Here is a 14484-nt window from a genome sequence, read left to right on the forward strand (position 1 = left end):
TCAGCCCACCGGTTCCGGGTCGCGGGTGCCGACGAGCTCGCGCACCGCCGGGTCGAGCACGGCGTGCAGCGGGGTGACGGCGCCCTCCAGGAACAGCTTGCGCATCAGGGTCCGCTGGATCTTGCCGCTGGTGGTGCGGCGGACGGTGCCCGGGCGCACCAGCAGGACGTTGCCCGCGGGCACCGCGAACTCCCGGCTGACCAGGGCCTGGACGGTGGCGGTGAGCTTCTTGAGGTCCTGGTCCGCCAGGGCGCTCGGGCGGACCTCGTGGATCACCACCAGGTGCTCCTGGCCGGTGTCGACGGCGAAGACCGCTCCGGCGCCGAAGGCCGTCGGCTCCAGGGCGCGCACCGCGTTCTCCACGTCGTACGGGTAGATGTTGCGGCCGTTGATCAGGATCATCTCCTTCAGCCGGCCGGTCACGAACAGCTCGCCGCGCTCCACCGCGCCCAGGTCGCCGGTCCGCAGCCAGCGGCCGAGCTCCTCCGCGCCGGCGATCCGGGCGCCGAACACCTCCGCGTTGACCTCGGGGCGGTCCCAGTAGCCGGAGGAGACGCTGGCGCCGCGCACCCAGATCTCGCCGACCTCGCGCTCGGGGCGTTCCGCACGGGTCTGCGGGTCGACGATGCGCACCTCGAAGTCCTCGGAGCCCACGACGCCGCTGGAGGCCAGGGCCCGCGTCGGCTCCCGGAGGAACGGCCCCTCCAGCCGGCCCGCCTCCAGGCCCGCGGCGTCCACCTCGCGCAGCACGGCCGGCCGGCCGTGCCGCTTGCCGGAGACCAGCAGCGTGGTCTCGGCCATGCCGTAGCAGGGGAAGAACGTGTCGGCCCGGAAGCCGTACGGCCCGAAGCGCTCGGCGAAGGCCCGCAGGGTGTCGGCCCGGACCGGCTCCGCGCCGTTGCAGGCGACCTGCCAGCTGGACAGGTCGACGCCCTCCAGGTGGGCGTCGGTCACCCGCCGCAGGCAGAGGTCGTAGGCGAAGTTGGGGGCGGCGGAGATGGTCACCCGGTGCTCGCCGATCAGTTCCAGCCAGCGCACCGGACGGCGCAGGAAGGAGGTCGGGGACATCAGCACCGCGCTGGTGCCCAGCCACAGCGGCTGGAGCACGTGCCCGATCAGGCCCATGTCGTGGTAGAAGGGCAGCCAGCCGCCCAGCACGGTGTCCGGGCCGCTGCCGGTGGAGCGCTGGATGGCGGCCTCGTTGGCCAGCAGGTTGGCGTGCGAGACCATCACCCCCTTGGGCTCGCTGGTCGAGCCGGAGGTGTACTGGAGGAAGGCCAGGTCCTCGGGGCGCAGCCCCGGGTCGCGCCAGGCGGCGGCGTCGCCCACCGGCCCGTCCGTGGCGAGGCAGAGCACGTCGGAGAAGCCCTCGTCCGCCAGCCACGCCCCGACGTCCGGCGCGTGCTTGCCGATGGTCAGCACGGCGCCGACCCGGGCGTCCCGGACGATCCCGGACACCCGCTGGAAGTGCTGGCCCTGCTCCGTGGGCAGGGGCGCCGGGACGGCCACCGCGCCCGCGTACAGGCAGCCGATGAACGCCGTCAGGAACTCCAGTCCCGACGGGTACAGCAGCAGCACCTGCCGGCCGGTCATCCCCCGGTCCTGCAGCCAGGCCGCCAGCTCCTTCGCCGACCGGTCCAGGCCCGCGTACGTGAGCCGTTCCGGTTCCACCCCCCGCACCCCGTTCTCCAGGAACAGGTAGGCGTCCGCATCCCCACGCTCTGCCGCCCGCGCGAGCACCAGCTCCGCGAACGATCGGAAACCCGCCACCGTCAATCCCCCTCGTTCGGTCGACACGTCCGGACCGATCATCAGTTCGAGCACTAAAGCCGCCGTTGCGCTACACGCGCCTGCGCAGGCCCTCCAGTTGGGCCCACAGCTCCTGCTCCCGCTCCGACAGCGGGACCCCGCGCAGCAGGCGCTCGGGATGGTCCGCCGGCGGTTCCTCCAACGGCGCGGGCGCCGGCTCCCGGCCGACGGTCAGGTGGTACTCGACCGTCACCGCCCCGAACATCGCGCCCAGGTTGGCCAGCGCCCGGACCCAGCCGACGGCCATCCGCCGCAGCACCGCACGCCGCCGCTCCCCCGGCCCCACCGCTACGCCCCCCGGTCCGGGGCCCGGTCGAAGTCCGCGGTCAGGGCGACGTGCCCCGGCACCTCGGGCAGGACCCCCAGGTCGTGCCGGAAGGACACCTCCCCGGCCGCGTCCTCGCCGGTGGGCACGAAACCCAGCGACGGGTAGAGCCCGCGCACCTTGCCGTTCTTGGCGGTGGGCCGGAAGCGGGCGTGCACGGCCGGCGCCCCGGCCCGCCGGGCGCGCTCCAGCACGGCGGCCAGCGCGGCCTGTTCGATGCCCCGGGCGAAGACCCGGCAGCTCAGCAGGGCGTTGTCGATGTGCCAGCCGTCCTGGGCCGTGCGCACCAGGACCAGGCCCACCAGCCCGTTGTCGCCGAACCGGTCGGTGGCGCGGACCGCGAGCACCAGGTGCTCGTCCGCGTCCATCCGGGCCCGGACGTCGGCCGCCTGGAGCCGCTCGGTGGTGAGGTTGAACTGGTTGGTGCGCAGGGTGATCTGGGAGGCCCTGGCCACCTCGTGCTCCCGCACCGGCGAGAGCGAGACCCGCACGTCGAGCCGGGCCAGGTAGTCCTCCATCGAGCCGGCGCCGTCCAGCAGGTCCTGCCGGGCGGCCTCGGAGCGGTACTGGTCCGCGCGGACCCGGTCCTCCGCGGTGAGCGCGGCCACGTCGAACCAGCCGTCCGCGAGCAGCCGCTCCACGTGCAGGGCCGGCTCCTCGTCCAGGCGGACGACGGCCACCTGGGGCAGGCTGCTCGCGACCAGCCCGCACTCGAACGGCGAGTCGTCGACGAAGACGAAGCTGTCCACGCCCAGGTTGAGCCGGCGGGCGATGTCCAGCAGATTGCCGTCCTTGGGCTCCCAGTTGGCGTTCACCCGGACGAAGTCGCCCTCCCGGAGCACCATGTCGGGGTGGTCGCGCAGCACCCCGAGCACCGCCTCCTGGTCGTTCTTGCTGGACACCGCCAACAGGACGCCCTGGGCGCCTAGTTGGGCCACCACCCGCTGGAAGCGGCCGAACGCCTCGCCCCGGTAGGTGGTGGCCGCGGCGATGCCCTCCGGACCGTCGTCGCCCAGGATGCCGTCCCACAGGGTGTTGTCGAGGTCGACCACCAGCACCTTCCTGGCCCGGCCGCGCAGGCCGCGCACCAGGTGGCCGACCTCGCGGGCGTACGCCGCGAGCAGCTCCTCGCCGAGCTGCGCCTTGGCGTAGGCGGCCAGCCGGGGCTCGTTCACCGGCCCGCCCGCGGCGACCAGCGGGTCCAGGTCGACCACGCGCACCCGCTCGTGGTCCAGGGCGATGCGCAGCAGCCCCGCGTTGAACTCCCGCCACGCGATGCCGATCCGCGCCCGGGAGCGCGCGTCGACCAGCTGACGGGTGTGGACGGGCAGCAGCGGCACGGTGTTGAGCACCAGGGTGCCGGTGCCGTGCCCGACGTAGCGGGCGGCCAGCGCGGTCAGCAGGCGCAGCTTGGCCGCGACCGCGTCCTCCAGGTCCTCCGCCCGCCAGGGGTGCGGCAGTTCGTCGAACACCAGCTGGGCGTCCAGCACGCACAGGGCGAGGTCCACGCCCGCCGCGTACAGCTCGCTGCCGGTGTCCTGCAGGTCCCGCAGCCAGGAGCCGTAGTCGGCGGTCGTCGCCTTCGCCACGAAGCCGTGGCGGGCGAGCTCGGCGGTGAGCGGGGCGGTGAGGGCGCCGAGCGTGGAGTGGCCGGTGACGGCCACGCCGACCGCCTCCAGCCCCTCGTGGCGGGCCAGCACCTCGGCCGGGTCGAGCCGGGCCAGCAACTGCCCGGCCCGGGCCAGGTCCCGCCCGGACGTCCCGGCCGGCGCGCCCGCCGCCAGTTCGGCCAGCAGGCCGGGCACCTGCGGGTACTCCTCGGCCAGCCGCCCCTCGCCGTGCAGGGCGCGCAGCCGGTCCAGCGGGCCGGTCCGCTCGCCGGTGGCCGTGTTCACAACCGCGGTCACGGTCTCTCCTTCGCTGCCTCTGATGGACGCGCCGAGCCTGCGCGGACCCTCTTAAGGCGTCCTTGCGCGCGGGCCGGGGCGCAACGGCCGCTCCCGGGCCCGCGACGTCGTGTCGCCGGCCCGGGAGCTGGTGGTGACGGTGGTGTTCAGCGGCCGGCCGGCGCTCCGTCGCGCTCCGGCGCCTGTCCGGGACCGGGGGCGTTCCCGGCCGTCCCGGCCTGTTCCGCGGCCTGTTCCACGACGGCCGGTTCCTCGGCGGCCCGGCGGCGGCGCAGGCGGGACCGCACCCAGAAGGCCGCGCGGACCACGACGGCGATGATCGCCGCGGAGATCACCGGATGCCCCGGGGCTGGACGTGACGCATGGCAACTCCCGCTCTGCTGCTGGGACGGGGGACGGGTCGGGCCTCAGGCCGGGTCGGTCGTCCGCCCCGCGCGCAGGGCGGAGACGACGTTCCACAGGCGGTCCGGGGTGGAGAAGGTGTCGCTCACCAGCTCCCCGTCGGGGATGCCGATCCCGTACAACTGCTCCACCTGGACGAGGAGCTCGACCATGGCGAGCGAGTCCAGGCCCGCGGCGCGCAGGCTGGCGTCACCCGTCAGCGGGCCGCGGGCGGCGAGCCGGGGCAGGGTCTGGAGCAGCAGTTCCTCGAAGGCCGTGTCCCACGGCCGGTCCTGGCGGGTCTCGTCGGTCATGGGTGCTACCTCCGTGCGGTGGATGGGTCGGTGGTGCGGGCGGCGCCGTCGCCGGGCTCCAGGGCCCGGCGCTGCAGCGCCAGCCGGGTCGCGGAGACCACGCGGTCGCCGTCGACCAGCACCTCGGCCGGGGCCCGGTGGCCGAGGAAGCCGAGCAGGCTGGCGGTGAGGCCGTACGCGCCCACGTTGGGGACGGCGAGCAGGTCGCCGGAACGGACCCCGGGCAGCTCCACGGCCCGGGCCAGGATGTCCGCCGGGGTGCAGAGCGGACCGGCCAGGGTCACCGGCTCGGCCGGCTCCCCGGCGGCCGGGGTCCGGGCCGGCCCGGTCGGCTGGGCCCGCAGGGGCAGCAGCCGGCCCAGACCGGACAGCCCCCCGAGGTGGTTGATCCCGGCGTCGAGCACCGCGTAGGTGCTGCCCCGGCTCGGCTTGACGTCGGTCACGGTGGTCAGCAGCCGCCCGCTGTCGCCGACCAGGTAGCGGCCGGACTCGAAGGCGACCACCGGCCGCCCCTCGCGCCAGCCGGGCAGGTTCTCGTCCAGCACCTCGGCCAGGGCCTCCCGCAGCCGCCGGTACACCGGCCGTTCGCCGGCCGTCGCGTACGGGCAGGCGAAGCCGCCGCCGAGGTCCAGCAGCTCCAGCTCGATGCCGAGTCGGTCGCGCAGGTGGGCGGCGGTGCGCACGCTCTGGGCCAGTTCGGCGATCAGGCCGTCCTCGTCCGCGGAGTTGGTCAGCGGGAAGAAGTGCAGCCCGACGACCCGGGTGCCGGCGACCCGCAGCCGGTCGGCCTCCTCCGCGAGCCAGTCCAGGTCGAAGCCGAACTGGGAGGGGCCGCCGGTCATCCGCAGCCCCGCGGTGCCCGGCGCGCCGGCGGCGTTGATCCGCAGCACGCAGTCGGCCACCGCGTCATGGGCGGCGGCGGCCGCGCCGACCCGCTCCAGGTCCCCGAAGGACTCGACGGAGAAGGCGCGCACCCCGGCGCGCACCGCCTCGTCCAGCTCGGCCGCCACCTTGCCCGGCCCGGAGTACAGCAGTTCCCCGGCCGGGTGCCCCGCCTCCAGCGCCGCGGCCAGCTCGCCGCGCGAGGTGACCTCGGCGTGCACGCCGCTGCGGCGCAGTTCGGCGACCAGGGCGGGGTGGGGGTTGGCCTTCAGGGAGTAGTAGATCCGGGAGGGCTGCGGGACGGCCTCGCGCAGGTCCCGGGCGGCGGCCCGGACCCGGGCCGCGTCGTAGACGTACAGCGGACTCCCGTACGCCGAGACGAGTTCAGGATCGGTGGTCATCGCGGTCCTTTCGTAGCGGCGTGCGCGGCGCCTCGCGGTCGGTGCCCCGCCGGCGCGCGGCCGGTCGCCTGCCTGGTGGCGGCGCGCCGGGAGCGCGCGAGCGTCTCCTGACGCACCGCCACCACCATCTTGCGAGCGTGGACTTGGGCGCCGCTAAAAGCGATCCGGCCCCGCGTCCCGCCGTGCGGGCCCGGGGCTCCCGGATCAGGCGACCGGCCGGCGCACCCTCTCGGCGGCCGGCGCGGCGGCCGGCTCCGGGGCGGCCGGGCCCTCCATGCGGTCCAGCCGCAGCGCCGCGTGCAGCCTGCGCAGCGGACCGGGGGCCCACCAGGTGGCGGAGCCGAGCAGCGCCATCAGCGCGGGCACCAGCAGCGCCCGCACCACCGTGGCGTCCAGCAGGACGGAGAACGCGGCGCCGAGGCCCAGCTCCTGGACGAACACCAGCCGGGACATGGCGAGCGCGCCCACCGCGACGCAGAACAGCGCGGCGGCGCTGGTGACGGTGGAGCCGATCTGCGCCAGGCCGTCGGCGACCGCCTCCCGGTCGCCGCGGCCCGCGGCCCGGGCCTCCTTGATCCGCCCCAGCAGGAAGACGTTGTAGTCGGTGGAGAGGCCGAAGGCGAGCGCGAAGACCAGCACGGGCGTGGTGGTCTCCAGCCCGCTGTGGGCGGCGAAGCCGAGGTTGCCGTCCTGGAAGACCCACACCAGGAAGCCGAACGCGGCGCCGGTGGAGAGCAGGTTCATCACCAGGGCCAGCAGCGGCAGCAGCACCGATCCGGAGAAGGCGAACAGCAGCAGCACCGTCACGCCGGCCAGCACGCCGAACGCCAGGGGCAGGCGGTCGGCGATGCTGCCCCGCTGGGCGAGGAAGTCCGCCGTCGTCCCGGTGAAGCGGGCGGTGACGGGCGCCGCCACGTCCTGGACCTGCTCGCCGGCCCGCAGCGCCGGACCGTCCAGCGGGTTGTCGGCGAGGACGGCGTCGATCTCCCAGTGCCCGGCGTCCAGCCGCTGCGGCTCGCCCACCGACTCCACCCCGGGCACCGCGGCGACCCGCCGGGCGTACTCCTGGAGCCCGGTGTCGTCGGCGGTGTCGAGGACGATCTGGAACGGGCTGGTGGCGATTTCGTCGAAGTCGCCGCCGAGCCGCGCGGCGACCTGCCCGGCGCTGATGTCCTTGGGGAGCGAGGTCGGGTCGACGCCGGTGAACCGCACCCCGGTGAGCGGGGAGGCGACGAGCAGCAGGACGGCGGTGGCGACCAGCGTGAAGACCGCGGGCCTGCGCATCACCGCCGAGGCCAGCCGGTGCCAGCGCCCGGCGGTGGCCTGCCCGGCCGCCGCGGACCGCTGCCAGCGGCGCGGCGCCAGCGCGTTGATCCGGTGACCCAGCACGGCGAGCAGCGCGGGCAGTCCGAGCAGGGCGAACAGGGCCGCCGAGACGACGGTGATGACGCCGGCCAGGCCCATGGACCGCAGGTACGGGTGCGGGAACACCATGATCGCGAGCAGCGCGGCCGCCACCGTGAGCGCGCTGAACAGCACGGTGCGCCCGGCGGTGGCGGCCGTCCGCCGCAGCGCCTCGGCGCCGGGGCCGTGCTCGGCCAGCTCCTCCCGGTAGCGGGTGACGATCAGCAGGCCGAAGTCGATGGACAGCCCCAGCCCCAGGGCGAAGGCCAGGCTCATCGCCCCGGTGGAGACGTCCATCGCGGTGGTGGCGATCCGCAGGCCGGCCATGGTGAGCAGCAGCGAGACGACGGCGCCCAGCAGGGGGACGAGGGCGGCCACCAGGCCGCGGAAGACCAGGAACAGCGCGATCAGGATGACCGGCGTGGCCAGGCCCTCGGCCTCGGCCAGGTCGGTGTCGGAGACCTGGGCCACCTGGACGTGGCCGGGCGTGGCGCCGCCGAGCCAGGCCCGGCCGTTCAGCGCCGGGTCGTCCTTGACGGCCCGCTGGAGCTCCTGCTCGGCGGCCTTGGTCTCCGGTTCGGCCATCGGGCGCACGGCGCCGACGACCACCGTGCTGTGCCCGTCCCGGGAGATCAGCGCGGGGTCGGCCGAGTAGTCGACGACCTGCTCGACCTCGGGCCGGTCCTTCAGCAGCCGGACGGCCGCGGTCACGGCGGCCGGGGGTGCGCCGGCACCGCGCAGCTGCTCGTCGGTGCGGACCAGCAGCAGGTAGCCCTGCTGGGAGTCGATGCCGGTGGCGCGGGTGATCGTCTCCCGGGCGACGACGTTGCCGCCGCCCGGGTCGTCGTAGTCGGACAGCCCGTTGGTGAGCCTGTCCCCGACGGAGCCGCCGAAGACCGCGGCCAGCACGGTGATCAGCAGGGTCAACAGCAGGGAGGCTCTCCGTCGCCCGTGCAGAGCGGAGCCCAGAGCGGTGAACATCGGTATTCCTTCCGTCGCGCGGCCGTGGTGCGGCAGCGCGGGCGCAGAGGCGGACACGGCCGCCCCACCCTCGGCGAAGGCCCTTGGCTCTCGCTTGAGCGGGGCGTGCCCGTCCGCTGACTGCACGTCACCGATGCGCGCCGCACTCCGGCCGGACGGTCAGGCCGGCTCCCCCGCCAGCAGGGCGCGCAGCGCCTTGCCGTCCGTCTTGCCGTTGGCGGTGAGCGGCAGCGCGGGCAGCACCCGGCAGAGGTCCGGGACCTTGGCCGCCTCCAGCCGGTCGGCCAGCCTGCCCAGCACCTGCTCGGCGGTGACCTCGCCGACCACGAACAGCACCATGTCCCGGTCCTCCTCCGGGGCGAGCAGGGCCGCCTCGCGGACCCCGTCGATGTCCAGGACGGCGGCCTCGATCTCCACCGTGCTCATCCGCGAGCCGCGCCGCTTGAACAGGTCGTCGCGCCGGCCCTGGAAGTACAGGTGGCCGTCCTCGTCCAGCCAGCCGTAGTCGCCGGTGCGGAGCGTGACCCGGCCGTCCTCCGGGCTCACCCGGAACCGCTGCGCGGTGGGCTCCGGTGCCTGCCAGTAGCCGGCCATCACGTGCGGGCCGCGGACGGCGATCTCGCCGACCTCGTGCGGCGGCAGCGGCCGGCCGTCGTCGTCCAGCGTCAGCACCTCGGTGCCGGGCAGCGCGCGCCCCACCGATCCGGGCCGGGCCAGGTCGCCGTCGGGCTCCAGGACGGTGATCCGCTTGCACTCGGTGGTGCCGTACATCGGGGCCACCGCCGCGCCGGGGAAGGCCTCCCGCAGCGAGGCGATCAGCGGCGGGTTGAGCGCGGCACCGGTGTTGGTGAACAGCCGGACCCCGGTGGGCCGCGGGTCCCGGGAGGCCAGGCGCACCAGCAGTTCGCCGAGCGAGGGCACCAGCGGCACCACGGTGGCGCCGTGGTCGCGGGCGAACCCGAGCAGCCGGGCGTGGCCCTCCGGGCCGGACAGCAGCAGTTCGGCCCCGGCCAGCGCCGAGAGCAGCACCTGGTAGAGGCCGTAGTCGAAGGAGAGCGGCACGGCGGTCAGCACGACGTCGTCCGGGCGGTAGTTCAGCCGCCGCGCGATCGCCCGCGCGGCGAACACCACCTGGGCGTGCGGGCAGGCCACGGCCTTGGGCGCGGCGGTGCTGCCGGAGGTGTAGATCAGCAGCGCCAGCCGGTCGGCGGGCACCTGCGCCTCTCCGCGGCCGGCCGGGTCGGCGGGCCCGGAGAGGTCCAGCTCGGAGACCACGGCGACGGGCACCCCGGCGGGCCAGCGCAGCCCGTCGGCCTGCTCCCGCTCCGCCGCCTCCGCCACGATCAGCGACGGCGCCGAGTCGGCCAGCACCGGCCCCAGGTGGAAGGCCCGCATCGCCGGGTTGACGGGAACCAGCACGGCGCCGCGCCGCCAGGCCCCGAAGAGCAGGGCGGTGAACTCGCGGCCGCTGCCCACCCGGGCCAGCACCCGGTCGCCCGGCCGGATGCCGTGGCCGGCCAGGATCCGGGCGAAGGAGTCGGCGGCGGCGTCCAGCTCGGCGTACGTCCAGGCGCCGTAGCGGTCCCGTACGGCGGGTGCGTCCGGGCGGGCGGCGGCAGCGGCGCCGAGGAACTCCTCGGCCGCGTTGGCGATCCGGGCGGCGTGCTCCGAGCCGGCGGCGGTGGCGACCCCGGGTACGGGTACGGTCTCGAACGTGCGCGTGGTCAATGCTCCCCCTGGTCGGTGACGGTGACGGGTGGTCGGGCATCCGGCGGTGCCGCGGCCCCGGCCTCGTTCCGCATCGTCCGAGAGGGGGCTTTGGCACCGCTAAAAGCGCGCCGTCCCGGCTCCGGTCAGCCCTGCCCGGCCCCGGCCGGCCCGGGGGCCGTGCCGGGAATCGCGCCGGGGGCCGCCTCGTAGCGGCGCAGCACGGCGGAGAGGAGCTCCGGGAACCCGGGCGCCTCCCGGGGGAAGAAGTGGCCGCCGGGCACCACGGCGATCTCGCTCTCCCGGGTGGAGTAGCGCGCCCACTCCCGGACCTCGGGCACCGTGACCAGCCGGTCCTCGGCCCCGCCGAAGGCGTGCAGCGCCACCGGCAGCGGCGTGCGGGCGACGGTGCCGGCGGCGGCGCACAGCCGCAGGTCGTCGCGGACGATCGGCAGCAGGGCGGCGAGCCACTCCGGGTGGTCCAGCAGGATCCGGGGCAGTCCGCCGTAGGCGTCCAGGGTCCGCACCAGGTCGGCGTCGGGGATGCCGGGCTCGTCGGGCAGCGGCGCCGGCAGGTGCGGCGCCCGGTGGCCGCCGAGCACCAGGGCCGCGGGCAGCCGGGCGCCGCGGGCGTGGCGGTGCTGGGCGAGCGCGAAGGCGATCAGGGCGCCCATGCTGTGCCCGTAGAGCACGTGCGGGTGGTCGAGTTCCGGCCCGATCTCCGCGTCGAGGTCGGCGACCAGGGCGTGCAGGTCGGTGAACCGCGGCTCCGCCATCCGCCCCTCCCGGCCGGGCAGTTGGACCGGGAGCAGCTCCGCGTCCGCGGTGATCCGGCGCTGCCAGCCCGCGTAGGCCGAGGCCCCGCCGCCCGCGTACGGGAAGCAGAACACCCGCAGTCGTCCCGGGGGCGGCGGGGTGCGGGTGAGGTAGCGCGTCATGGTGCTGGGTCTCCTCTCGGCCGGGCGGCGCCCGGCGGCCGAGCCCCGCGCCGCCGCCCGGGTGCCCGCCGGTCCTGCCTGGCGCTCCGCCTGCCCGGCCCCGGTCGGGGGTGCCGGGCCGGGCGGGCGGAGCGGCGGGTGCGGCCGGTGGGGGGCGACACCGGCCGACGGTCCGTCAGCTTTGGCGCGGGCCCTAAAGAACGGGCTGCGCTGCGCCGGTGGCCGTCGCCGGCCGGGCGGGGCGCGACGGCGGGTGCGGCCCGCCATCGGGCGCGTTAAGCGGGACTGAAGCCCGGGGCGGCACGGTACGGGTGGGGCACCCTGCCCGGATCAGTGTCCGACGCCGCCGCACCGAAGGAGCGCGCCTGTCATGCGCCGCATCTCGTCCGAGGTCCACATCGCCGCCACTCCCGGCGAGGTGTGGGCCGTGCTCACCGACTTCGCCCGGTTCCAGGAGTGGAACCCGTTCCTGGTCCGCGCCGCGGGAAAGGCCGAGCCCGGGGCCCGGCTGGCGCTCCGTTTCCGGCTGCCCGGCGGCCGCGAGATGGACTTCACGCCGACCGTGCTGGCCGCGGAGCCGGGACGGCTGCTGCGGTGGCGCGGCCGACTCGGGGTCCCGGGGATCTTCGACGGGGTGCACGCCTTCGAGCTGACCGCCCGGGACGGCGGCACCCACGTCCTGCAGAGCGAGCGGTTCAGCGGGCTGCTGGTCCCGCTGACCGGCTCGATCGTGCGTCAGAGCGCCCGGGGTTTCGTCACCCTGACGGACGCCTTGAAGGCCCGGGTGGAGGAGCAGGCCCTGCAAGAGCGCCTTTAGCCCACCGCTGGACCATCGATCGACCCGTGACCCCCGGAGAGGCAGGATGACGATGACAGCAGAGCTGACCGCCCAGGTGTGCGTGGTGGGCGGTGGACCGGCCGGCCTCACCCTCGCGGTGGAGCTCGCCAAGCGCTCGGTCTCCGTGGTGGTGCTCGAACAGAGCAGCCACTTCAACCGCTCCTTCCGGGGCGAGTCCGTGTCGCCCGACTCGGTGTGGCTGCTGGAGCGGCTGGGGCTGCTCGACGCCCTCGACGGGGCCTACCAGCAGATGCACCACATGGAGATCGTGGACGGCGGGCGGACCGTCATGCGAGCCGACTTCGACGACTTCCCCTACCCCCACCCCTACCCCGTGGAACTGCCGCAGCCCGCGCTGCTGTCCGCGCTGGCGGAGGTGGGCGAGGGCCTGCCCGGCTTCACGCTGCTGCGCCGCGCCACCGCCGTCGCGCTGGAGCAGGACGGGCACGGCACCGTCACCGGGGTGCGGGCCCGCACCCCGGACGGCGAGATCACCGTCCGGGCGGCTCTGACCGTCGGCGCCGACGGGCGGTTCAGCAAGGTCCGCGAGATGGCCGGGCTGCCGTACCGGAAGGTGCCGCTGGACCGCGACGTGGTCTGGCTGAAGCTGCCGTTCCCCGCCGAGTGGGACGACCGCACCTACCGCATCCGCATCCGGGGCGACCAGCACGGCCTCTTCATCCCCACCCACCCCGACAGCGTCCGGGTGGGCTTCAACATCCCCAAGGGCGGCCTGAAGGAACTGCGCGCCGAGGGCCTGAACGCCCTGTACGAACGGCTGGACCAGCTGGCCCCGGAGCTGTCCGGTGCCGTGCGCCAGGAGATCACCAGCTGGTCGGACACCTCCATGCTGGACATCTTCACCAGCGTGGTGCCGAACTGGTCGATGCCCGGGCTGGTGCTGGTCGGGGACGCCGCGCACACCCTGACGCCGATCCTCGGGCAGGGCGTCAACCACGCCATCATCGACGCCGTCACCCTGGCCCCGCTGCTGGAGCGGGCGTTCACCGCCGGCGGCGGGGCGGCGGTCACCCGGGCCACCGCACAGTTCCAGCGCTCGCGCGAGGAACCGGTGAGCCGCTCCCGGGGGCTTCAGCTGCGCCAGGAGAAGCTGTTCGCGCTGCACGGACCGCTGGGCGGCACGCTGCGGCGTTCGCTCTACCAGGTGCTCGACCTCAGCCCCCGGCTGAAGCAGCGCGTCCTGGCCGGGGCCTACTTCCAGTTGCAGAAGCCCAGTGCGGCGCACCGCGCCGCGCGGATGCGGGCCGGGACCTGACGGCCCGGCACCGCTCCACCCGGTACGCCGCTGCCCGGGTCCCGTTCGGGACCCGGGCAGCGGCGTACCGCGACCGTGGCCGGTCACCAGGTGACCGGCAGGCGCTCCAGGCCGTGGACCATCATCCCGGTGGTCATCCGCAGGTTGTCGACCTCGTCGGCGAGCGCGAGAGTCGGGAAGCGGCGCAGCAGCGTCGACAGCGCGATCTGGAGCTCCGCCCGGGCCAGCGCGGCCCCGAGGCAGAAGTGCGCACCGTGGCCGAGGGCGAGGTGCCCGGTCGCCGAGGCGCGGGTCGGGTCGAAGGCGTCCGGGTCGCCGTCCGAGAAGCGGTCGGCGTCCCGGTTGGCCGAGCTGGTCGCCGCGATCACGCCGCTGTTCTTCGGGATCACGGTGCCGCCGATCTCGACGTCCTCCAGCGTGACCCGGTACGGGCCGCCGTCGCCGATGGGGTTGATCCGCAGCAGCTCCTCGACCGCGTGCTCCATGAGCTCCGGCCGCTCGCGCAGCGCGGCCAGGTGCTCGGGGTGGCGCAGCAGGGTCAGCACGCAGGTGCCGATCATGCTGACGGTCGTCTCGTGGCCGGCGACCAGCAGCGTGATGCCCATGACGATGAGCTCCATCTCGCTGAGGCTGCCCTCCTCGTCGTGGGCGTTCACCAGGGCGCTCATGAGGTCCTCGCCGGGCTCCTCGCGCTTGGCCTGGACGAGCCGGCCGAGGTAGCCGAACAGCTCCATGCGCTTGGCGTTCATCTCCTCCGGCGACATCGAGGTCAGCGAGACGAACGCGTCCGACCAGCCCCGGAACTTCTCGCGGTCCTCGAAGGGCACCCCGAGCAGCTCACAGATCACCATCACCGGCAGCGGGAAGGCGAAGACCGTGTTGAGGTCGACCGGCCCTTCCGACTGCTCCATCCGGTCGAGCAGTTCGTCGGTCAGCTCCTGGATGCGCGGGCGCATGTTCTGCACCCGGCGGGCGGTGAACTCGCGCGACACCAGGCGGCGCAGCCGGGTGTGCTCGGGCGGGTCCATGGTGAACAGGCTCGCGGGCATGGGCGGCAGGTTGGTCAGCTTCGGCGCGTCCGGCTCCACGGTGGCGGCGCGGCTGAAGCGCAGGTCGGACAGGACCGTGCGGACGTCCTCGTAGCGGCTGACCACGTAGCCCTCGTCGCCGCTGGGGAGCCGGACCTTGGCGACCGGGCACTGGGCGCGCAGGTCGGCGTAGACGGTGGGAACCTGCACCGCCGAGGGACGGTGGAACGGGTACTGAAGCTGGTCCTGGCCGGCTGAGGACGCGGTGCTGTCCATGGGCTGGATGCTCCTTC

The 14484-nt window shown here is 75.1% G+C and carries 12 protein-coding genes; 2 read left to right on the top strand and 10 right to left on the bottom strand.

Going from position 1 to position 14484, the window contains the following annotated elements; all coding sequences use genetic code 11:
• The 9 genes from ACZ6EM_RS34330 to ACZ6EM_RS34370 form a co-directional block, all read right to left on the bottom strand.
• Complete coding sequence (locus tag ACZ6EM_RS34330) at positions 1-1770, bottom strand: fatty acyl-AMP ligase (RefSeq protein WP_401054021.1); 1770 nt, start codon at positions 1768-1770, stop codon at positions 1-3.
• Positions 1771-1840: 70 nt separating this feature from the next.
• Positions 1841-2068 carry a DUF6059 family protein gene (locus ACZ6EM_RS34335; RefSeq protein ID WP_452180347.1) on the bottom strand — a complete coding sequence of 76 codons (228 nt, stop codon included), beginning with the start codon at positions 2066-2068 and terminating at the stop codon, positions 1841-1843.
• A 29-nt stretch (positions 2069-2097) separates the two neighbouring features.
• Positions 2098-4041 carry an HAD-IIIC family phosphatase gene (locus ACZ6EM_RS34340; protein WP_465774107.1) on the bottom strand — a complete coding sequence of 648 codons (1944 nt, stop codon included), beginning with the start codon at positions 4039-4041 and terminating at the stop codon, positions 2098-2100.
• A gap of 146 nt (positions 4042-4187) precedes the next feature.
• The gene (locus ACZ6EM_RS34345) at positions 4188-4376 is read right to left on the bottom strand and encodes a hypothetical protein (protein WP_401054955.1); all 189 of its coding nucleotides are present in this window, start codon (positions 4374-4376) and stop codon (positions 4188-4190) included.
• A gap of 72 nt (positions 4377-4448) precedes the next feature.
• Entirely contained in the window at positions 4449-4736 is a 288-nt protein-coding gene (locus ACZ6EM_RS34350; protein ID WP_401054954.1) for a phosphopantetheine-binding protein, read from the bottom strand.
• Positions 4737-4741: 5 nt separating this feature from the next.
• Positions 4742-6019, bottom strand: a complete 1278-nt coding sequence (locus tag ACZ6EM_RS34355) for a type III PLP-dependent enzyme domain-containing protein (RefSeq protein ID WP_452180349.1) — start codon at positions 6017-6019, stop codon at positions 4742-4744.
• A gap of 204 nt (positions 6020-6223) precedes the next feature.
• A complete protein-coding gene (locus tag ACZ6EM_RS34360; protein WP_465774108.1) occupies positions 6224-8404 on the bottom strand; it encodes an MMPL family transporter in 2181 nt (726 codons plus the stop codon).
• Between the two features lie 159 nt (positions 8405-8563).
• Entirely contained in the window at positions 8564-10057 is a 1494-nt protein-coding gene (locus tag ACZ6EM_RS34365) for a class I adenylate-forming enzyme family protein (RefSeq protein ID WP_452180352.1), read from the bottom strand.
• A 200-nt stretch (positions 10058-10257) separates the two neighbouring features.
• A complete protein-coding gene (locus ACZ6EM_RS34370) occupies positions 10258-11049 on the bottom strand; it encodes a thioesterase II family protein (protein WP_465774109.1) in 792 nt (263 codons plus the stop codon).
• A 370-nt stretch (positions 11050-11419) separates the two neighbouring features.
• On the opposite strand from ACZ6EM_RS34370, the gene ACZ6EM_RS34375 reads away from it, so the two are divergent.
• Positions 11420-11866 (top strand): SRPBCC family protein, encoded by a 447-nt coding sequence (locus ACZ6EM_RS34375; protein ID WP_465774110.1) that lies wholly within the window; start codon positions 11420-11422, stop codon positions 11864-11866.
• Between the two features lie 46 nt (positions 11867-11912).
• A complete protein-coding gene (locus tag ACZ6EM_RS34380; protein ID WP_465774111.1) occupies positions 11913-13163 on the top strand; it encodes an FAD-dependent oxidoreductase in 1251 nt (416 codons plus the stop codon).
• Positions 13164-13246: 83 nt separating this feature from the next.
• Here ACZ6EM_RS34380 and ACZ6EM_RS34385 read toward each other — a convergent pair whose 3' ends face one another.
• Positions 13247-14467 (bottom strand): cytochrome P450, encoded by a 1221-nt coding sequence (locus tag ACZ6EM_RS34385; RefSeq protein ID WP_452181028.1) that lies wholly within the window; start codon positions 14465-14467, stop codon positions 13247-13249.
• Positions 14468-14484 lie beyond the last annotated feature (17 nt).

The sequence above is a fragment of the Kitasatospora sp. NPDC041917 genome, from assembly GCF_055589745.1.

What these genes read in the sequence shown, in the direction of transcription:
- ACZ6EM_RS34350 (WP_401054954.1), bottom strand. Translation starts at nt 4,736, where the DNA reads ATGACCGACGAGACCCGCCAGGACCGGCCGTGGGACACGGCCTTCGAG.
- ACZ6EM_RS34355 (WP_452180349.1), bottom strand. Translation starts at nt 6,019, where the DNA reads ATGACCACCGATCCTGAACTCGTCTCGGCGTACGGGAGTCCGCTGTAC.
- ACZ6EM_RS34360 (WP_465774108.1), bottom strand. Translation starts at nt 8,404, where the DNA reads ATGTTCACCGCTCTGGGCTCCGCTCTGCACGGGCGACGGAGAGCCTCC.
- ACZ6EM_RS34370 (WP_465774109.1), bottom strand. Translation starts at nt 11,049, where the DNA reads ATGACGCGCTACCTCACCCGCACCCCGCCGCCCCCGGGACGACTGCGG.
- ACZ6EM_RS34375 (WP_465774110.1), top strand. Translation starts at nt 11,420, where the DNA reads ATGCGCCGCATCTCGTCCGAGGTCCACATCGCCGCCACTCCCGGCGAG.
- ACZ6EM_RS34380 (WP_465774111.1), top strand. Translation starts at nt 11,913, where the DNA reads ATGACGATGACAGCAGAGCTGACCGCCCAGGTGTGCGTGGTGGGCGGT.
- ACZ6EM_RS34385 (WP_452181028.1), bottom strand. Translation starts at nt 14,467, where the DNA reads ATGGACAGCACCGCGTCCTCAGCCGGCCAGGACCAGCTTCAGTACCCG.